Source organism: Streptomyces sp. NPDC031210 (assembly GCF_055570395.1).
In genome coordinates this window covers 1-22,036 of record NZ_JBVIHH010000033.1, presented here as the reverse complement: position 1 = coordinate 22,036, position 22,036 = coordinate 1, and the positions used below count along the sequence as shown (strand labels likewise).

Below are 22,036 nucleotides of genomic sequence, written 5' to 3'. Positions count from 1 at the left end.
GGGTGGTACGGGTGCGTTGGGTCGTCGGGTGGCGTTGTGGGCTGCGCGGCGGGGGGCCGAGCGTGTGGTGTTGGCGAGTCGGCGGGGTGCCGATGTGGCGGGTCTGGAATCCCTGGAGGCGGAGTTTGGTGGATTGGGGGTGGAGCTGAGCGTTGCCGCTTGTGATGTGGCGGATCGTGAGGCGGTTGGGTCTTTGTTGGGGTCGTTGCCGGGTCTGTCGGCGGTGGTGCATACGGCGGGTGTTCTGGACGACGGGGTGTTGGAGGGCTTGTCGCCGGAGCGGGTGGCGGGTGTCCTGCGGGCGAAAGCCGATGCGGCGGCGGTCCTGGACGAGCTGACCCGTGACCTCGACCTCGACGCCTTCATCCTCTTCTCCTCCGCGGCCGGAGTCCTCGGCAACGAGGGGCAGGCCAACTACAGCGCCGCCAACGCCGCTTTGGACGCTCTGGCGCAGCAGCGTCACGACCTCGGTCTGCCCGCGACATCGCTGGCCTGGGGCGCATGGGCCCACTCCGGTATGGCGATGGATCACGCCGCTTCGGAACAACTGCACCGCACCGGCTTCCTGGAGATGGATCCGGAACAGGCGCTGGGAGTGATGGCGCAGACGGTGGGACGTGGCGAGGCTGCCGTGATGGTCGCGGACGTGGACTGGGAGCGCTTCGTGCCCTCGTTCACCGCGGCCCGGCCCAGGCCCCTCATCGCCGACCTGCCCGAGGTGCGCGCGCTGTCCGCCGCCTCCAACGCCGCACCGGACGTGAGTGGCGCGGCGACCCGGCACGACGCAGGGCCCTTGGCGGAACGACTCGCGGGACTGCCGCGCGCCGAACAGCGGGACATCGTGCTGCATACGGTCCGTACGCAGGCGGCGACGGTGCTCGGCCATGCCGGGCCGCAGGCGGTCGACCCCGGCCGGGCCTTCAAGGATCTCGGCTGCGACTCGCTCGGCGCCGTACGGCTGCGCAACCGTCTGAACGCGGCCACCGGCCTGCGACTCCCCGCGAGCGTGATCTACGACTACCCGACGGCGGGCGACCTGGTCGAGTACCTCCTGGGCGAATTCACCGGCGACGGGCCGGAGTCGGCGGATCTGACCACGGTGGACGAGGCCCGGGCGGGAACGCCCGCGGCAACCGCCCCGGACGCCGACGAGCCGATCGCGATCGTCTCGATGAGCTGTCGCTTCCCTGGCGGAGTGGGCTCGCCCGAGGATCTGTGGAAGCTGCTGGCGAGCGGCGGCGAAGCCCTCTCGGCGTTCCCCGCCGACCGGGGCTGGGACCTGGACGCCCTGTACGACCCGGACCCGGACCGCTCCGGCACTTCATACGTCCGTGAGGGCGGCTTCCTCCAGGATGTCGACCGGTTCGACGCCGCGTTCTTCGGCATCAACCCGCGTGAGGCGCTGGCGATGGATCCGCAGCAGCGGCTGCTGCTGGAGACGTCGTGGGAGGCGTTCGAGCGGGCCGGCATCGACCCGCGGTCGCTGCGCGGCTCCAAGACGGGCGTCTTTGTGGGCAGCAACGGGCAGGACTACGCCACCTTGCTGCGGCAGGTCCCGGAAACGGTGGAGGGCTACCTCGGAACGGGTATCGCCGCGAGCGTGGTGTCGGGCCGGGTGTCCTACACGTTCGGGCTGGAGGGCCCGGCGGTGACGGTGGACACCGCGTGCTCGTCGTCGCTGGTGGCGCTGCACATGGCGGCGCAGGCCCTGCGCCAGGGCGAGTGCACCCTGGCCCTGGCCGGCGGTATCACGGTGATGACGACTCCCGAAGTGTTTGTGGAGTTCAGTCGTCAGCGGGGGCTGGCGGCGGATGGTCGGTGCAAGGCGTTCGCGGCCGGTGCGGATGGCACTGGTTGGGGTGAGGGTGTCGGCGTGCTGGTTCTGGAGCGGCTGTCGGACGCGCGCCGTAACGGCCATGAGGTGCTGGCCGTGGTCCGCGGTACGGCGGTGAACCAGGACGGTGCGAGCAATGGCCTGACCGCCCCGAACGGTCCCTCGCAGCAGCGGGTGATCCGCCAGGCCCTGGCCAATGCGCACCTGTCGGCCGCCGATGTGGATGTGGTGGAGGCGCACGGAACGGGGACGACGCTCGGGGACCCGATCGAGGCGCAGGCGCTGCTGGCGACGTACGGGCAGGGGCGGGAGGCCGAACGGCCGTTGTGGCTGGGTTCGGTGAAGTCCAACATCGGGCACACTCAGGCCGCGGCCGGCGCGGCCGGAGTCATCAAGATGGTCATGGCGATGCGGCATGGTGTGTTGCCGCGAACGTTGCACGTGGATGAGCCGTCGCCGCATGTGGACTGGTCGGCCGGTGCGGTGGAGCTGCTGTCGCAGGAGCGGGACTGGCCTTCGGCGGCCGGTCGGGCGCGGCGTGGTGGTGTGTCGTCGTTCGGTGTGAGCGGGACGAACGCGCACGTGATCATCGAGCAGGCCCCGATCGCCGAGGCGGATGAGCTGGAAGAGCTGGGGGAGCCGGGCGAGTCGGGCGAGTCGGGCGAGCCGGGGACTTCTGCCGCGGGTGTGGTGCCGTGGGTGGTTTCCGGTCGTGGTGAGGGTGCGTTGCGGGCGCAGGCGGAGCGGCTGCGGTCGTTCGTGGACGCTCGGCCCGAGTTGGAGCCGGTTGATGTGGGGTTCTCGCTGGCGACGGCTCGGGCCGCGTTGGAGAACCGCGCGGTCATCGTCGCGGCAGACCGGTCCGGCTTGCTTGATGCCCTGGGTGCTGTGGGTGAGGGCCGTGAGTGGGTTGGTGTGGTGTGTGGTGCCGTTCGTGAGGTTGGTCGGACGGTGTTGGTGTTCCCTGGTCAGGGGTCGCAGTGGGTGGGCATGGGTGCGGAGTTGATGTTGTCTTCGCCGGTGTTCGCGGAGTGGATGCGGCGGTGTGGGGAGGCGTTGGCGCCGTTCGTTGACTGGGATCTGCTTCAAGTCCTGGGTGAGGGCCGTGACTTGGGTCGGGTGGATGTGGTGCAGCCGGTGACGTGGGCGGTGATGGTGTCGCTGGCGGAGTTGTGGCGTTCGGTGGGTGTGGTGCCGGATGCGGTGTTGGGTCACTCGCAGGGTGAGATCGCTGCGGCTGTGGTGGCGGGTGGATTGTCGTTGGAGGATGGTGCGCGGGTGGTGGCGCTGCGTTCGCAGGTCATCGGTCGTGAGCTGGCCGGACGCGGTGGCATGGCGTCCATCGCGCTTCCCGAGGACCAGGTACGCGAACGTCTCGCCACGTCAGGCGAGTTGGGCGTCGCGGCGGTGAACGGTCCGTCTTCGACGGTGGTGTCCGGTGACGCCGACGCGGCGGAGGCGTTTGTCGCAGCCTGCGAGGCGGACGGCGTGCGGGCACGCCGTATCGCGGTGGACTACGCCTCACACTCGGCGCATGTGGAGACCATCGAGCAGGAGCTGCTCACCGTTCTGGAGCCGCTGCGCCCGCAGTCGGGCAACGTTCCGTTCTACTCCACCGTGGAGGACGCCTTCCTCGACACCCAGCGTCTGGATGCGGCGTACTGGTATCGGAATCTGCGGCGTCCGGTGCAGTTCGAGGCCGGTGTGCGGGCCCTGTCGGCGGAGGGTTTCACGACGTTCGTGGAGTCCAGTGCGCACCCGGTTCTCACGGTCGGTGTCCAGGAGACCCTGGACGACGCGGCCACCGACGTCGATGCGGTGGTGACCGGCTCCCTGCGGCGTGACGAAGGCACGCTGCAACGCTTCCTGACTTCCGCCGCCGAGCTGTACGTCACCGGTGTTCCGGTGGACTGGCCGGCGCACTTCGCCCGCACCGGCGCGCGACGCGTCGACCTGCCCACATACGCTTTCCAAGGCCGCCGCTACTGGCCGCGAACGGCTCCGGCGGAGGCCGGCGATGCGCTGTCCTTGGGGCTGGGTTCGGCGCGTCATCCGTTGCTGGGAGCGGCGGTTGAGGTTGCCGGTTCGGACGAGGTGCTGTTCACGGGGCGGTTGTCGCTGCGGTCGCATCCGTGGTTGGCGGATCATGCGGTGGCGGGGACGGTGTTGCTGCCGGGTACGGCGTTTGTGGAGCTTGCGGTGCGGGCCGGTGATGAGGCCGGCTGTGGGCTGGTGGAGGAGCTGACGCTGGAGGCTCCGTTGATCGTGCCCGAGCGCGGCGGTGTCACCCTTCAGCTCGGCCTGGGCGCCGCCGACGGCTCAGGACGCCACACGCTGAGTCTGTACTCCCGAGCCACGGAAGACGGCGAGGGCCCGTGGGTGCGGCATGCCACCGGCACGCTGGCACCCGCCGAGGCCCCCACACCGGCGGGTACCGCGTCCCCTGGGACGGACCTGGCCGTCTGGCCCCCCGCCGATGCCGCCTCGGTACCCGTGGACGACGCATACGAGCGCCTGGCCGCCCTCGGTGTCGACTACGGCCCGGCCTTCCAGGGGCTGCGGGCGGCCTGGCGTCGTGGCGACGAACTGTTCGCCGAGGTGCGGATTCCCGAGGAGGCGGCCGCGGACGCGGCGGCCTTCGCCCTGCACCCCGCCCTGCTGGACGCCGCACTGCAGCCGCTCGGCCTGGACACGCTGCTCCCGGACCCCGAGCCCGGGCGGAGCAGGCGGCCGTTCGTGTGGGGCGGGGTACGTCTTCACGCCACGGGTGCTGACGCGCTGCGGGTGCGTATGGCCAAGGTGGGGGACGAGGCCGTGTCCGTCGTCGTTGCCGATGCCCAGGGGCAGATGGTTGCCTCGGTGGACTCCCTGACCCTTCATCAGGTGGCGGACGAGGAACTCGCTACGGAAGCGGGAGCGGGAGCGGGAGCGGGAGCGGGAGCGCACAACGACTCGCTCTTCCGTTATGACTGGGTCCCGGTCGCCGTACCCCGGACCGGCCCGGCCGTCGGCCGCTGGGTGGTTCTGGGCGCAGGCCCGGCGGCGTACGCGGATCTGGAGGCGCTGGGCGACGCGCTCGCCGCGGGCGAGGAGACCCCGGAGCTGGTCTTCGCCCCGCTGCCGGCCGACACCGACACCGACGCCGACGCTCGGGCAGACGCCGATGCAGGCGCAGATGCCGAGGCGGCCGCAGACGTTGCCGGCGCGGTCCGCAGCGCCGCGCACCGTGCCCTGGAGCTGGTGCGGGCGTGGCTGGCCGACGAGCGGTTCGAGGAGTCCCGGCTGGTGATCGTGGCCCGGCAGGACCTGGTCGGGGCGCCGGTATGGGGGCTCGTCCGCTCGGCGCAGGTGGAGAATCCGGGGCGGTTCGTGCTGCTGGAGACGGATGGCGGACGGGACGCCGGCCCGTATCCGTGGGAGGCGATGGCTGCGGCGGTGGCCACCGGTGAACCGCAGCTCAGGCTTGGTGCCGACGAGGTCACCGCGGCTCGCCTGGCCCGCGTCGAGCAGCCTGCCGACACTCCGGGCGACACTCGGTACGACTCCGACTCCGACTCCGACTCCGACTCCGACTCCGACTCCGCTTCCGACTCCGAAGCCGTCGGCAGGGGTTTCGACCCGAACGGAACGGTCCTGATCACCGGCGCGTCCGGCGGTCTCGCTCGCCTGCTAGCCCGTCACCTGGTGATCGAACGCGGCGCCCGGCACCTGCTGTTGACCAGCCGCCGGGGCCTGGCGGCGGACGGTATGCCCGAGCTGGCGGCCGAGCTCTCCGAGCAGGCCGGGGCGGGTGCCTCGGTCGACGTCGTGGCCTGCGACGTCACCGATCGCCAGGAGCTGGCGAAGGTGCTGGCGGCCATCCCGGCGGACCGTCCGCTCACCGCCGTGGTGCACACCGCGGCCGAGCTGGACGACGGCGTCGTCCAGTCGCTGACCCCCGAGCGGATCGACCGCGTACTGCGACCGAAGGTCGACGGTGCCCTGAATCTGCACGCTCTCACCGAGCACCTCGACCTGGCCGCATTCGTGCTCTTCTCCTCGCTCTCCGGCACTCTCGGCGGCGCCGGGCTGGCGAACTACTCGGCCGCCAACGCCTTCTTGGACGCACTGGCCCGCCACCGCCGCGAGCGCGGCCTGCCCGCCGTATCGCTGGCCTGGGGCCTGTGGGAGCAGCGCAGCGGAATGGCCGGCCGGCTCAGCGACGTCGACCTGGCACGGATGTCCCGCGCCGGCGCCGCGCCCATGACGGCCGAGGAAGGACTGGCACTCTTCGACGCAGCTACGGCGTACGGTGCGGCAAACGGCGAAGCGGTCGTCGTCCCCGCCCGCCTGGACACCGTTGAACTGCGGTCCCAGGCCGCGGCCGGAGTGCTGCCCGCGCTGTTCAGGAGTGTCGTACGCAAGGTGCCGGTGCGCCGCTCCCTCACGGTGTCGGGAGCAGTGGGGGCCCAGGGGGTCGAGGGGTCCGAGAAGCCGGGCAGCACGTTGACCGAGCGGCTGGCGGGCGTTACCAGGTCGGAGCAGGACCGTCTGCTGCTGGAGCTGGTCCGGGAGCAGGCCGCCTCGGTGCTCGGGCACGCCTCCACCGACGAGGTACAGGCGAACCGCGCCTTCAAGGACCTCGGCCTCGACTCGCTGACCGCCGTCGAACTCCGCAACCGGCTCAAGCGCGCGACCGGCCTCCGGTTGGCCCCGACCCTGGTCTTCGACTACCCCACCCCCGTCGCGCTCGCGGAGCGGCTGCGCACCGAGCTGGTGCCGGACGGCCCGGAGACCGAACCGTCCGTGCTGGCGGACCTGGAGCGGCTCGAAGTCGCACTGTCCGAGGTCGCCCCCGACGACTCCGTACGCAGCAAGGTCGCGACGCGCCTGAAGGCCCTGCTCTGGCGGTGGGAGGACACCCGCACCACCGGGAGCGAGGACCGAAGCACCGTGGAAAAGGAGGAGTTCGCCCCCGGTTCGGACGAGGAGATGTTCGCGCTGATCGACGAAGAGTTCGGAGACCTCTGAAGACCGCCGGAAAATCCGGCCTTTCCCAGTCCGGGAAGCCTGGCCCTCATCCGGAGCCTGCTGCCCTGCCCCTTGACTTTCGGCTGTACGAGGACGTGACACAGATGTCGAATATGTCGAAGCCCGATGCCAACGCCGGCTCCCCCGACACCCCGAACATGACCGAGGAAAAGCTCCGCGATTACCTCAAGCGTGTGGTCGGCGATCTGCGCCAGGCCCGACGCCGACTGAGCGAGGCGGAGGCGAAGGACCACGAGCCGATCGCCATCGTCGCGATGAGCTGCCGCTTCCCCGGTGACGTGCGCTCTCCGGAAGAGCTGTGGCGACTGGTCCGCGAGGGCGGCGACGCGATCACCGCATTTCCCGACGACCGTGGCTGGGACGTCGAGTCGCTGTACGACCCGGACCCGGAGCACTCGGGCACGTCATATGTACGCGAGGGCGGTTTTCTGCACGACGCGGCGGAATTCGACCCGGGATTCTTCGGCATTTCGCCGCGTGAGGCGCTGGCGATGGATCCGCAGCAGAGGCTGCTGCTGGAGACGTCGTGGGAGGCGTTCGAGCGGGCCGGCATCGACCCGCAGTCCCTGCGCGGTTCGCGGACGGGAGTGTTCGTCGGATCCAATTACCAGGACTACGCCACCCGCCTGCCCGAGGTGCCTGAGGAGGCCGAGGGCCACATCGGGATCGGCAATACGGCGAGCGTGGTGTCGGGCCGGGTGTCCTACACGTTCGGGCTGGAGGGCCCGGCGGTGACGGTGGACACCGCGTGCTCGTCGTCGCTGGTCGCACTGCACCTGGCGTGCCACGCGCTGCGGCAGGGCGACTGCACGATGGCGCTGGCCGGTGGCATCTCCGTGATGTCCTCGCCCGCTTCCTACATCGAGTTCAGCAGGCAGCGGGGGCTCGCGCCGGACGCGCGGGTCAAGGCGTTCGGAGCGGACGCGGACGGTACGGCGCTGTCCGAGGGCGTCGGCCTGCTCGTCGTGGAGCGGCTGTCGGACGCGCGGCGCAACGGCCATCCGGTGCTTGCGGTGGTGCGCGGCAGCGTCATCAACCAGGACGGTGCGAGCAATGGTCTGACGGCCCCCAACGGCCCGTCCCAGGAGCGCGTCATCCGCCAGGCACTGGCCAACGCGCGCCTCACCCCGGACCAGGTGGACGTGGTGGAGGCGCACGGAACGGGGACGACGCTGGGCGACCCGATCGAGGCGCAGGCGCTGCTGGCGACGTACGGGCAGGGGCGGGACAGCGGACAGCCGCTGTGGCTGGGTTCGGTGAAGTCCAACATCGGGCACACCCAGGCCGCGGCCGGCGCGGCCTCTGTGATGAAGATGATCATGGCATTCGGTGAGGCGACGCTGCCGCGCACGCTGCACGCGGACGAGCCCTCGCACCGCATCGACTGGTCGGCCGGTGCGGTGGAGCTGCTGAAGGAGGAGCGGGCCTGGCCGTCGTCGCCGGATCGGGTGCGGCGTGTTGGTGTCTCCTCGTTCGGGATCAGCGGCACCAACGCCCACCTTGTGCTGGAGGAGCCTCCGGTGGTGGAGACGGAGGCGGAAGCGGAGGCGGGGGAGTCGGAGCGGCGGACGGCCGGCGTTCCGGGCGTGGTGCCGTGGGTGGTTTCCGGTCGTGGTGAGGGTGCGTTGCGGGCGCAGGCGGAGCGGCTGCGGTCGTTTGTGGACGCTCGGCCCGAGTTGGAGCCGGTGGATGTGGGATTCTCGCTGGCGACGGCTCGGGCCGCGTTGGAGAACCGCGCGGTCATCGTCGCGGTAGACCGGTCCGGTTTGCTTGATGCCCTGGGTGCTGTGGCTCGCGGTGAGGGCCGGGAGTCGGCTGGTGTGGTGTGTGGTGCCGTTCGTGAGGTTGGTCGGACGGTGTTGGTGTTCCCTGGTCAGGGTTCGCAGTGGGTGGGCATGGGTGCGGAGTTGATGTCCTCTTCGCCGGTGTTCGCGGGGTGGATGCGGCGGTGTGGGGAGGCGTTGGCGCCGTTCGTTGACTGGGATCTGCTTCAAGTCTTGGGCGAGGGCCGTGACTTGGATCGGGTGGATGTGGTGCAGCCGGTGACGTGGGCGGTGATGGTGTCGCTGGCGGAGTTGTGGCGTTCGGTGGGTGTGGTGCCGGATGCGGTGTTGGGTCATTCGCAGGGTGAGATCGCTGCTGCTGTGGTGGCGGGTGGTTTGTCGTTGGAGGATGGTGCGCGGGTGGTGGCGCTGCGTTCGCAGGTCATCGGTCGTGAGCTGGCCGGTCGTGGCGGTATGGCGTCCATCGCGCTTCCTGAGGCGGAGGTTCGGGAGCGGCTGAAGGCGGAGGCCGGGCTCGGCGTCGCAGCCGTCAACGGGCCCATGTCCACGGTCATTTCGGGCGATGCGACTGCTGTGGAGGCGTTTGTCGCCGCCTGCGAGGCGGACGACGTGCGGGCACGCCGCATCCCGGTGGACTACGCCTCGCACTCGGCGCACGTGGAGACCATCGAGCACGAGCTTCTGGTGAAGCTCGGATCCGTACGGCCGCAGTCGGGCAGCGTCCCGTTCTACTCCACCGTGGAGGGCGCTTTCCTCGACACGCAGCATCTGGATGCGGCGTACTGGTATCGGAACCTGCGGCGTCCGGTCCAGTTCGAGGCCGGTATTCGGGCGTTGTCGGCGGACGGTTTCACGACGTTCGTGGAGTCCAGTGCGCACCCGGTTCTCACGGTCGGTGTCCAGGAGACCCTGGACGACGCGCCCACCGACGTCGTCGTAACCGGCTCCCTACGCCGCGACGAAGGCACCCTGGAGCGTTTCCTGACCTCGGCCGCCGAGCTGTACGTCACCGGTGTCCAGGTGGACTGGCCGGCGCTCTTCGCCCACACCGGCGCCCGACGCGTCGACCTGCCCACATACGCCTTCCAACGCGAGCGCTACTGGCTGGAAGCCCCGGTGTCGACGACTCCGGCAGCGACGGCCGCTCTCGCCACGGGGGATGTCGTGGACGGCCGTTTCTGGGCGGCCGTTGAGGCGGAGGACTGGGCATCGCTGGGCGGGGCGCTGGAGCTTGACGGGGATGCGCCGCTGAGCGCGGTGCTGCCCGCGTTGGCGTCCTGGCGCCGTGAGCGGCAGCGCGCGTCGACGGTGGAGAGCTGGCGCTACCGCGTGACGTGGAAGCCGCTGCCCGATGCCCCTCGCTCGACCCCCCTCGCGGGCACGTGGCTGGTCGTGGTCCCGGCCGGGCATGCCGAGTCGGCGGCGGTGACCGGTGCGGTGGCGGCGCTGGCTGAAGGTGGCGCGGAGGTCGACCAGTTGGAGCTGAGCGCGGTCGGCGCCGATCGTGCTGCCTGGCGTGCCCGTATCGAGGAGTGGCTCGCCGCCTCGCAGGCCGAGGGCAGGCCCCTGGCCGGTGTGCTCTCGCTCCTCGCACTGGACGAGCGTCCTCATGCCGACCACGCGGCGATGTCCGCCGGCGTGGCGGGGACGCTGGCGCTGGTACAGGCACTGGACGAAGCGGGCGTCTCGGCCCGCCTGTGGCTGGGAACTCGGGGCGCGGTGTCGGTCGGCGGCACGGACCCGCTGCTGAGCGCCGTCCAGGCCCAGGTCTGGGGCCTGGGCCGGGTGGCCGCCCTGGAGCTGCCGGAGCGCTGGGGCGGCCTGGTGGACCTGCCCGAGGCGTGGGACGGCCGGGCCGGCGCGCGGCTGTGCGCGGTGCTGGCCGGCAGGCCGGCGGACGAGGACCAGGTGGCTGTACGGCCCTCGGGCGTGTTCGCCCGCCGTCTCGTACGGGCTCCGCTGGCGGAAGCGGCCGAGGCGTACGGGACCGAGACGGCCTGGCGGACCCGTGGCACGGCCTTGGTCACCGGAGGCACCGGGGCACTCGGCCCGCATATCGCCCGCTGGCTCGCGGACAACGGCGCCGAGCATGTGGTGCTCGTCAGCCGGCGCGGCGCCGCGGCACCGGGCATGGCCGAGCTGCGGGACGAACTCGCCACCGAGGGCGTCCGTCTGACCGCGTCCGCCTGTGACGTCGCGGACCGCGACGCGCTCGCCGCGCTCCTGGCCGGACTGGCCGCGGACGGCGACACCGTACGTACCGTCATCCACGCCGCCGCCTTCATCGAGCTGGCCGCGCTGACCGAGGCGGACCCCGCCGAGTTCGCCGAGGTGCTCGCCGCCAAGGTCGCCGGCGCGGCCCACCTGGACGCCCTGCTCGACCAGGGCGACCTGGACGCCTTCGTCCTCTTCTCCTCCATCGCCGGGGTCTGGGGCAGCGGCGACCACGGCGCGTACGCCGCGGCCAATGCCTTCCTCGACGCCCTCGCCGAACAGCGCCGCGCCCGGGGCCTCCCCGCCAGCTCCATCGCCTGGGGCGTCTGGGACGTATGGGACCCCGAGCGGCTGCCGGAAGGTGTCAAGCCCGAGCAGCTCCAGGCGCGCGGGCTGCCGTTCCTCGACCCGGACACCGCGTTCTCCGCGCTGCGCCAGGTCCTCGCGCACGACGAGGCTTGCGTCACCGTCGCCGATGTGGACTGGGACCGTTTCGTTCCGGTCTTCACCTCGGCGGGGCCGCGTCCGCTGCTCGGCGGCGTCCCCGAGGCGCAGCAAGCGATCGACGGAAGCAACACCCCCGCGGGCGGGGTCGGCGGCAACACCGGCGCCCCGACCGACGCCGCCCCCTCGCCGCTGCGCGACCGCCTGTCCGGACAGGCGCCCGCCGAGCGCCACGCCGTACTGCTCGAACTGGTCCGTACGCAGGCGGCATCGGTCCTCGGCCACGCCTCGCCCGAGGCCGTGGCACCCACGCGGGCCTTCCGGGACCTGGGCTTCGACTCCCTCACCGCCGTCGAGCTGCGCAATCGCCTCAAGAACGCCACCGGCCTGCGCCTCCCGGCCACGCTGATCTTCGACTACCCCTCTCCCACCGTCCTCGCCGGCTTCCTGCACGACGAGATCCTCGGCACGGACCAGGACTCCGTCGCCGCCGCGCCGGCACCGGCCGCTCTCCCCGCACCCGACGACGATCCGATCGTGATCGTGGGGATGGCTTGCCGTTTCCCCGGCGAGGTCCGGTCTCCGGAGGACCTGTGGGAGCTGCTGGTCCGCGGCGGCGATGTGATCTCGGAGCTGCCGACCGACCGGGGCTGGGACATCGAATCGCTCTACGACCCGGACCCGGAACGGCCGGGCAAGACGTACACCCGCCATGGTGGCTTCCTGCACGACGCGGCCGACTTCGACGCCGCGTTCTTTGGAATCAACCCGCGTGAGGCGCTGGCGATGGACCCGCAGCAGAGGCTGCTGCTGGAGACGTCGTGGGAGGCGTTCGAGCGGGCCGGCATCGACCCGCAGTCCCTGCGCGGCAGCAGCACCGCGGTCTTCGCCGGAGTCAGCTACCACGATTACGGCTCGCGTCTCCAGGAGACCCCCGAGGGCGTCGAGGGCTACCTGGGCACGGGCAACACGGCGAGCATCGCCTCCGGCCGGGTCTCCTACCTCCTCGGTCTGGAGGGCCCCGCGGTCACCCTGGACACCGGATGCTCGTCGTCGCTGGTCGCGCTGCATCTGGCGGCGCAGTCGCTGCGCCAGGGCGAGTCCTCGCTGGCCCTGGCCGGCGGCGCGTCGGTCATGGCCGTACCCACCTCTTTCACCGAGTTCAGCCGGCAGCGCGGGCTGTCCGTCGACGGCCGGTGCCGGGCGTTCTCGGCGGACGCGGACGGCATGGGCATGGCCGAAGGCGCGGCCATGCTGCTGCTGGAGCGGCTGTCGGACGCGCGACGCAACGGCCACCCCGTGCTCGCCGTGGTGCGCGGCACCGCGATGAACCAGGACGGTGCGAGCAACGGTCTGACCGCCCCGAACGGTCCCTCGCAACAGCGGGTGATCCGGCAGGCACTGGCCAACGCACGCCTCACCCCGGACCAGGTGGACGCGGTGGAGGCGCACGGTACGGGCACCCGGCTCGGTGACCCGATCGAGGCGCAGGCGCTGCTGGCGACGTACGGGCAGGGACGGGATGGCGAACGGCCGTTGTGGCTGGGTTCGGTGAAGTCCAACATCGGGCACACTCAGGCCGCGGCCGGCGCGGCCGGAGTCATCAAGATGGTCAAGGCCCTGGAAAACGGGCGGTTGCCCCGCACCCTGCACGCGGCCGAACCGACACCGCAGGTGGACTGGTCGGCCGGTGCGGTGGAGTTGCTGACGGAGGAGCGGGCCTGGGCGTCGTCGCCGGATCGGGTGCGGCGTGTTGGTGTCTCCTCGTTCGGGATCAGCGGCACCAACGCCCACCTTGTGCTGGAGGAGCCTCCGGTGGCGGAGGCGGGAGAGCCGGAGCAGCCGGGGGAGCAGCGCATTTCCGCTCCGGAGGTGGTGCCGTGGGTGATTTCGGGCCGAGGCGACGGCGCGGTGCGCGCGCAGGCGGAACGACTGCGGTCCTACGTGGCGGCCCGGCCCGAACTGGAGCCGGCCGATGTGGGGCTCTCGCTGGCAAGGTCACGGTCGGCTTTTGAGCGGCGTGCGGTGGTGCTCGGCGCTGACCGGTCCGGTTTGCTTGATGCCCTGGGTGCGGTGGCTCGTGGTGAGGGCCGTGAGTGGGCTGGTGTGGTGTGTGGTGCCGTTCGTGAGGTTGGTCGGACGGTGTTGGTTTTCCCTGGTCAGGGGTCGCAGTGGGTGGGCATGGGCGCGGAGTTGATGTCCTCTTCGCCGGTGTTCGCGGGGTGGATGCGGCGGTGTGGGGAGGCGTTGGCGCCGCTCGTGGACTGGGACCTGCTCCAAGTCCTGGGTGAGGGCCGTGACTTGGATCGGGTGGATGTGGTCCAGCCGGTGACGTGGGCGGTGATGGTGTCGCTCGCGGAGTTGTGGCGTTCGGTGGGTGTGGTGCCGGATGCGGTGATGGGTCACTCGCAGGGTGAGATCGCTGCGGCTGTGGTGGCGGGTGGACTGTCGTTGGAGGATGGAGCGCGGGTGGTGGCGCTGCGTTCGCAGGTCATCGGTCGTGAGCTGGCCGGACGCGGTGGCATGGCGTCCATCGCGCTTCCTGAGGCGGAGGTGCGGGAGCGCCTGAAGGCGGCGGCCGGACTGGGCGTCGCAGCCGTCAACGGGCCCATGTCCACGGTCGTTTCGGGCGACGCGACTGCCGTGGAGGCGTTTGTCGCCGCCTGTGAGGCGGACGACGTGCGGGCACGCCGCATCCCGGTGGATTACGCGTCGCATTCGGCGCATGTGGAGGCCATTGAGCAGGAGCTGCTCACCGTTCTGGAGCCGCTGCGCCCACAGTCGGGACGCGTCCCCTTCTACTCCACCGTGGAGGACGCCTTCCTCGACACTCAACGTCTGGACGCGGCGTACTGGTATCGGAACCTGCGGCGTCCGGTCCAGTTCGAGGCCGGTATCCGTGCCCTGTCGGCGGAGGGTTTCACGACGTTCGTGGAGTCCAGTGCGCACCCCGTGCTGACCGTCGGCGTCCAGGAAACCCTGGACGACGCGCCCACCGACGTCGTCGTAACCGGCTCCCTCCGGCGTGACGAAGGCACCCTGGAACGCTTCCTGACCTCGGCCGCTGAGCTGTACGTCACCGGTGTCCAGGTGGACTGGCCGGCACTCTTCGCCCACACCGGCGCCCGACGCGCCGACCTGCCCACATACGCCTTCCAACGCGAGCGCTACTGGCTGGAAGCCCCCGCTTCGACCGTCGCCGACATGACGGCTGCCGGCCTGGTGACCGCGGACCACCCCTTCCTGGGGGCGGCGGTTGAGGTTGCGGGTTCGGATGAGGTGCTGTTCACGGGGCGGTTGTCGCTTCGGTCGCATCCGTGGTTGGCGGATCATGCGGTGGCGGGGACGGTGTTGTTGCCAGGCACGGCGTTTGTGGAGCTTGCGGTGCGGGCCGGTGATGAGGCCGGCTGCGGGTTGGTTGAGGAGCTGACGCTGGAGGCTCCGTTGATCGTGCCTGAGCGCGGTGGTGTGGCCCTCCAGGTCGGCCTGGGCGCCGCCGACGCCTCAGGACGCCGCACGCTGAGCGTCCACTCACGTGCGAGGGCCGACGAGCGCGGCCCATGGGTACGGCACGCCACCGGCACGCTGGCACCCGCCGAGGCCCCCACACCGGCGGGTGCCCCGCCCGCCGGGACGGACCTGGCCATCTGGCCCCCGGTCGGCGCCGAACCGGTAGCGATCGACGGCTACTACGACCGGCTCGCCGCACAGGGATACGGATACGGCCCGGCCTTCCACGGGCTGCGGGCGGCCTGGCGGCGCGGCGACGAACTGTTCGCCGAGGTACAGCTTCCCGAGGAGGCGGCCGCGGACGCGGGAGCCTTCGGCCTGCACCCCGCGCTGCTGGACGCCGCACTGCACACCCTGGGCCTGGGCGCCGTTCCCGACGTGGGCGAGGGGCGGGCACGCCTGCCGTTCTCCTGGAGCGGGGTGTCACTCCACCTGACGGGTGCCGCCGCGCTGCGCGTACGGGTCACGCCGCTGGGCGAGGACACCGTTTCGGTGGCGGTCGCGGACCCCACGGGCGCCCCGGTGGCGGCCATCGAGTCGCTGGTCACCCGGCCGGTTTCAACGGAGCTGCTGCGGGCCGCGAGTTCGCCCGTACGCGACGCGATGTTCGCGGTGGACTGGATCCCGTTCCCGACGGCCGGCACCCCGCACGACAGCCCTCGCTGGGCCGTCCTGGGCAGTGAGGTGTCCGAGGTGGTGGCCGCGCTGGAAGGCTCTGGAGCGGCCGTGGTGTCCCACGCCGACCTGGCTGCTCTCGGCGCCGCTCAGGAGCAGTCGTCGCACGGCGTTCCGGACGTGGTGGTCTTCCCGTGTGCGGCCGGAGCCGGCGGTGCCGCGGGTCTCGCCGAGGCCCCGCTCGCCGACGCCACCCACGCCGCGCTGCACCGGACGCTGACACTGGTCCAGGAGTGGCTGGCCGATGAGCGTTTCGCCTCGTCGCGGCTGGTCGTACTCACCCGAGGCGCGGTCGCGGCCACCCCCGACGACAAGGAGCTCGACCTTCCTCATGCCGCCGTCTGGGGGTTGTTGCGCTCGGCGCAGTCGGAGCATCCGGGGCGGTTCGTGCTGGTGGATGTGGACGGTGAGGCGGTGTCCTTGGGGGCCCTGCCCTCCGCTGTGGCTTGTGGTGAGTCGCAGGTCGCGGTGCGTGGGGGTGAGTTGCGGGTGCCGCGTGTGGTGCGGGCGCAGGTTTCGACCGCTGTACCCGACAGTCCCTGGGGTGAGGGCGCGGTGCTGGTGACGGGTGCGTCGGGCCTGCTGGGCGGTCTGGTGGTTCGCCACTTGGTGGCGCATCACGGGGTGCGTCGGGTGGTGTTGGTATCGCGTCGTCCCGCTGATGAACTCGCGGCTGGGGTGCGTGACTTGGGTGTCGAGGCGTTCGTGGTGGCGTGTGATGTGGCGGATCGTGAGGCGTTGGCGGGGGTGTTCGCGGCGCATGAGGTGTCGGGGGTGGTGCATGCGGCGGGTGTGTTGGACGACGGTGTGGTGGAGTCGTTGTCTTCGGGGCGTGTTGATGGGGTGCTGCGGCCGAAGGTGGATGGGGCGGTGGTGTTGGATGAGTTGACGCGTGGGTTGCCGGGTGTGCGGGCGTTTGTGTTGTTCTCGTCGGCTGCGGGGTCGTTGGGTGGTCCGGGGCAGGGGAGTTATGCGGCGGCGAATGCGTTTTTGGACGCGTTGGCGCAGCGGCGGCGGGCGGAGGGGTTGCCCGCCACCTCCCTGGGCTGGGGCCTGTGGGAAGAGCGCAGTGGGCTGACCGGCCACCTTGGCCGCGCCGATCTGCACCGCATGTCGCGGGTGGGCATCGCCCCGATGACCTCGCAGGAAGGGCTGGCACTGTTCGACGCGGCCTGCGCGGCGGACGAGCCGCGGCTGCTGCCGATGCGACTGGAAACCTCCGCGTTGCGCGCGCTGGCCGCCTCCGGATCCGTACCGCCGCTGCTGAGCGGGCTCGTACGGACCCACGTCCGCCGTACCGCGGCCGACGGCGCGGACACGGCGAACGCGAACGGGGCGGTGTCGCTGCGCGATCGGCTGAGCAAGGTCTCCGCGGCGGAGCGGGCCCGCGCGCTGGAGGACCTGGTCGTCGCCCAGGTGGCGTCCGTACTCGGGCACACGTCCGTGGCGGCGATCGAGCCCGGCCGGCCGTTCAAGGAGCTGGGCTTCGACTCGCTGACCGCGGTCGAGCTGCGCAACCGCCTCAAGAACGCCACCGGTCTGCGCCTGCCGGCCACCCTCGTGTTCGACCATCCGACGCCCGACGCCATCGCCGTCCACCTGGGGATCAAGCTCTTCCCCGAGGCGGCGGACATCGCTGACGGTGCTGGCGAGGGCGAGCGGGGGGCCACGGTCGAGCATCCGGAACGGTCCCGGGACCTTACGGACTCGATCGACGCGATGGACATCGACCACCTCGTGAGCCTGGCCCTCGACAGCAAGGACACCTGACCGGGCCGGGGCGCCCCTCCCCCCCGAATCCCCCCTGACCCTCTTCGACGTCCGATCGCAAGCGGAACGCGGAACGTGGAGTACGAGATGACCAACCCTGACGAGAAGGTCGTCGCCGCCCTGCGAGCCTCCCTCAAGGAGACCGAGCGGCTGCGGCAGCACAACCGTGAACTCGTCGACCGCGCCCGGGAGCCGATCGCGATCGTCGCGATGAGCTGCCGCTACCCCGGCGGCGTACGGACCCCGGAGGACCTGTGGCGCTTGGTGGCCGAGGACCAGGACGCGGTCTCGGCGTTCCCCGCCGACCGCGGCTGGAATCCCGACTCCCTCAGCGGCCAGGGCGGGTTCGTCCACGATGCGGCGGACTTCGACGCCGCGTTCTTCGGGATCTCGCCGCGTGAGGCGCTGGCGATGGATCCGCAGCAGCGGCTGCTGCTGGAGACGTCCTGGGAGGTTCTGGAGCGGGCGGGGATGGATCCCCGGTCGCTGCGGGGCAGCCGTACGGGGGTCTTCACCGGCGTGATGTACCACGACTACGCCGACCTCGTGCTCCGGTCCCCGGACGCGGTCGAGGGCTATGTGTACAACGGCAGTGCGGGCAGTATCGCCTCGGGCCGGGTGTCGTACGCGCTGGGGCTGGAGGGCCCGGCCGTGACGGTGGACACGGCGTGTTCGTCGTCGCTGGTGGCGATGCATCTGGCAGCCCAGGCGCTGCGCACCGGCGAGTGCACCCTCGCACTGGCCGGCGGCGCCGCGGTGATGTCCACGCCGGTGCTGTTCGACGAGTTCGCGCGGGGGCAGGGCATCGGTCTGGCGTCCGACGGGCGCTGCAAGGCGTTCGCGGACAGCGCGGACGGCACCAATCTCTCCGAGGGCGTGGGCGTACTGCTGCTGGAGCGGCTCTCGGACGCGCGCCGCAACGGCCACCCGGTGCTGGCCGTGGTGCGCGGCAGCGCCGTCAACCAGGACGGCGCCAGCAACGGCCTGACCGCGCCCAACGGACCCGCCCAGGAGCGGGTCATCCGACAGGCCCTCGCCCAGGCTCGGCTGACCTGCGCCGATGTGGACGCCGTCGAGGCGCACGGCACCGGCACCGCGCTCGGCGACCCCATCGAGGCCCAGGCGCTGCTGGAGACGTACGGCCAGCAGCGCGAGGGCCAACGGCCGTTGTGGCTGGGCTCGTTGAAGTCCAACATCGGGCACACCCAGGCGGCGGCCGGGGTGGGCGGTGTGATGAAGATGGTGCTGGCCCTGCGGCACGGTGTCCTGCCCAGGACGCTGCATGTGGACCGGCCGTCCCGGCATGTGGACTGGTCGGCGGGCGCGGTGTCCCTGCTGACCGAGCGGATTCCCTGGCCGGAGACGGGACGGCCGCGCCGCGCCGGGGTCTCCTCCTTCGGCGTCAGCGGGACCAACGCGCACGTCATCCTCGAACAGGCCCCTGAGGAACAGGCCCCTGAGGAGCAGGCCCCGGACGGACAGGCGCCGGAAGGGCAGGCATCCAAGGAACCGGAAGGACAGGGCAGCAAGGCACCGGAAGGACAGGCCCCCAAGGCCAAGGCGAAGGAGGCGGCAGAACCGGAGACCGCGCGTCCGGCTCCGGACGAGGCCGGCGCTGCCGGTGCGCTCCCCATCCCCTGGGTGCTGTCGGCCCGCTCCGAGACCGCCCTGCGCGCCCAGGCAGCCCGGTTGCGCACCCACCTGGCCACCCAGAACACCCACGGCCCGCGCGCGACCGGCCTCGCCCTGGCCACGACCCGCACCGCCTTCGAGCACCGGGCGGTGCTGCACTCCGGCGGCCCCGGCGGGCTCTCCGCGGCGCTCGACGCCCTCGCCGAGGGCGGGTCCGCGCCGTCCATGGTGCGCGGGCAGGGCCGCCGCGAAGGCCGTACGGCCTTCCTGTTCACCGGTCAGGGCAGCCAGTACCCGGGCATGGGATGCCACCTGTACGAAACCAGCCCGGCGTTCGCCACGGCGCTGGACGAGGTCGTCGGACACCTCGACCCGCACCTCGAACGGCCGCTGCTCGCCGTCCTGTTCGCCGACCCCGAGTCTCCCGAAGCGGAGTGGATCGACCGGACCCGCTACACCCAGGCCGGGCTCTTCGCCATCGAGGTCGCGCTTTTCCGGCTGGTGGAGGGCTGGGGGCTGCGCCCCGACGCGCTGCTGGGCCACTCCATCGGTGAGCTGGCCGCCGCGCACGTCGCCGGGGTGTTCGACCTTGCCGATGCCTGCCGGCTGGTGGCCGCGCGCGGACGGCTGATGCAGGACCTGCCCGCGGGCGGCGCGATGGTGTCCGTACGGGCCGGCGAGGACGAGGTACGGCCGTTGCTCGCCGGACAAGAGGACAGTGTGGGCATCGCGGCCGTCAACGGGCCACGGTCCGTCGTCGTGTCCGGCGACGAGCCCGCGGTCCTCGCCGTGGCCGCCGAGCTGGCCGGCCGCGGCCACCGCACCAAGCGGCTCAACGTCAGCCATGCCTTCCACTCCCCGCGCATGGACCCGATGCTGCGCGAATTCCGGCGCGTCGCGGACACGGTGGAGTTCCACCCGCCGCGCACACCCGTGATCTCCAACGTGACCGGCCGTACGGCCACGGCGGAGGAGCTGTGCGCACCGGAGTACTGGGTGCGGCACATCCGGCAAGCGGTGCGCTTCGGCGACGGTGTCCGGGCGCTGCGCGAGCACGGCGTCGGCACGTACCTGGAGCTCGGACCGGGCGGGGTGCTGTGCGCCATGGGCCAGGAGGCCCTCGGTGACCGGCCCGTGGAGTCGGCGGGCGGCTCGGCCTTCACCGCGACGCTGCGGCGCGGGCGCCCCGAGCCGCAGTCGGTGCTGGAGGCCGTCGCCGCGGCGTTCGTCCGTGGTGCGGACGTCGACTGGTCCGCGTACTTCGGTGACGGAGAGGGGCCGGAGCGGCGAGTGGACCTGCCCACGTACGCGTTCCAGCGGCAGCGCTACTGGCCGAGGAGCCCCCTCGCCCACGCCGGGGATGCGGCATCCCTCGGCTTGGAGGACGCGGCACACCCGCTGCTCGGCGCCGTGGTCGAGGCTCCCGAATCCGGCGAACTGGTCTTCACCGGCCGGCTGTCGCTCGCCGCGCAGCCCTGGCTGGCCGATCACACGGTCCTGGGCAGCGCCGTGCTGCCGGGCAGCGCCCTGGTGGAACTGGCGCTTCGCGGCGGCGAGCGGGCCGGGTGCGATCTTCTCGACGAGCTGACGCTGGAAACCCCCGTCGTGCTGCCCGCCGACGGGGGACTCCACCTCAGGCTTCTGATCGGGCCCGCCGACCCGGCCGGGCGCCGCACGCTCACCGTGCACTCCCGGCCGGACGGTGACACGGCGGCCGACTCGCCGTGGACGCGCCACGCCGGCGGCATCCTCATGACGGCGGCGGCCGACGGGCGGCGACCGCAGCCGTTCGCGGCGGCTGCCTGGCCGCCGCCGGACGCCGAGCCGCTCGATGTGACCGAGTGGTACCGGCAGGCCGGCGAGGCCGGCGTCGCCTACGGCCCGGCCTTCCAGGGGCTGCGGGCGGCCTGGCGGCGCGCCGACGAGGTGTTCGCCGAGGTGGTCCTGCCGCCCGAGGCCGACGCCGCCACCGGGGACGCCGACCGGTACGGGCTGCACCCGGCGCTGCTCGACGCCGCCCTCCAGACCGTCGGCCTCGCCCCGGCCGTGGTGGGCGAGGAGGCCCGTCCCCGCATGCCGTTCGCATGGCGCGGCGTGCGGCTGTACGCCACCGGCGCGCGCACACTGCGCGTCCGGCTGGCCCTCCTTGCCCAGGACAGGACCGAGGGCACGGCCAAGGGCACGGCCACGGACGACAGCTCCGCCGGTGCCACGATCACCCTCGACGTCGCCGACGCCGCGGGAGCGCCGGTCGCCTCGATTGACTCCCTGGCGCTGCGCCCGGTCACCGTCAACCAGATGGACGGCGCACGGAACGCGGTACGCGACGCGTTGTACCGCGTGACCTGGCACCCGCTGACCGAGGGGAGCGCCCGGACTCCCGATGAACGGACGCCGAGCTGGGCCGTGATCGGCGACGACCACGACCACGACCACAACCACGACGACGACCACCTGGGGTACGCCGCCGCGCTCCCTGGCGCCGAACGCAGCGTGGACCTCGCCTCGCTGACCAACGTGCCCGACGTGGTCGTCGTGCCCTGCTCGGGAGAGCTGCGTCCCGCGCTGCACCGAACGCTGGCTCTGGTCCAGGAGTGGCTGGCCGATGAGCGTTTCGCCTCGTCCCGGCTGGTCGTGCTGACTCGGGGAGCCGTCGCGGCCGGGCCGGAGGAGAACGTGCCCGGGCTGGCGCACGCACCGGTGTGGGGGTTGTTGCGCTCGGCGCAGTCGGAGCATCCGGGGCGGTTCGTGCTGGTGGATGTGGATGGTGAGGCGGTGTCCCTGGGCGCGCTGCCCTCCGCTGTGGCTTGTGGTGAGTCGCAGGTCGCGGTGCGTGGGGGTGAGTTGCGGGTGCCGCGTGTGGTGCGGGCGCAGGTGCCGGTCGCCGTACGCGACGGTGTCTGGGGTGAGGGCGCGGTGCTGGTGACGGGTGCGTCGGGCCTGCTGGGTGGTCTGGTGGTTCGCCACTTGGTGGCGCATCACGGGGTGCGTCGGGTGGTGTTGGTATCGCGTCGTCCCGCTGATGAACTCGCGGCTGGGGTGCGTGGCTTGGGTGTCGAGGCGTTCGTGGTGGCGTGTGATGTGGCGGATCGTGAGGCGTTGGCGGGGGTGTTCGCGGCGCATGAGGTGTCGGGGGTGGTGC

The 22,036-nt window shown here is 71.9% G+C and carries 3 protein-coding genes; all 3 read left to right on the top strand.

Annotated elements, in window-relative coordinates; translation table 11 throughout:
• The coding region (locus ACZ45Z_RS33080) for a type I polyketide synthase (protein WP_468370555.1) at positions 1-6,844 on the top strand (6,844 nt) is incomplete at its 5' end.
• 113 nt (positions 6,845-6,957) lie between these two features.
• Complete coding sequence (locus ACZ45Z_RS33075) at positions 6,958-17,262, top strand: type I polyketide synthase (RefSeq protein WP_468370553.1); 10,305 nt, start codon at positions 6,958-6,960, stop codon at positions 17,260-17,262.
• 87 nt (positions 17,263-17,349) lie between these two features.
• On the top strand, positions 17,350-22,036 hold a 4,687-nt coding region (locus ACZ45Z_RS33070), incomplete at its 3' end, for a beta-ketoacyl synthase N-terminal-like domain-containing protein (RefSeq protein WP_468370550.1).

Excerpts from the sequence above, each read along its gene's own strand:
- ACZ45Z_RS33075 (WP_468370553.1), top strand. The coding sequence starts at position 6,958 with ATGTCGAAGCCCGATGCCAACGCCGGCTCCCCCGACACCCCGAACATG.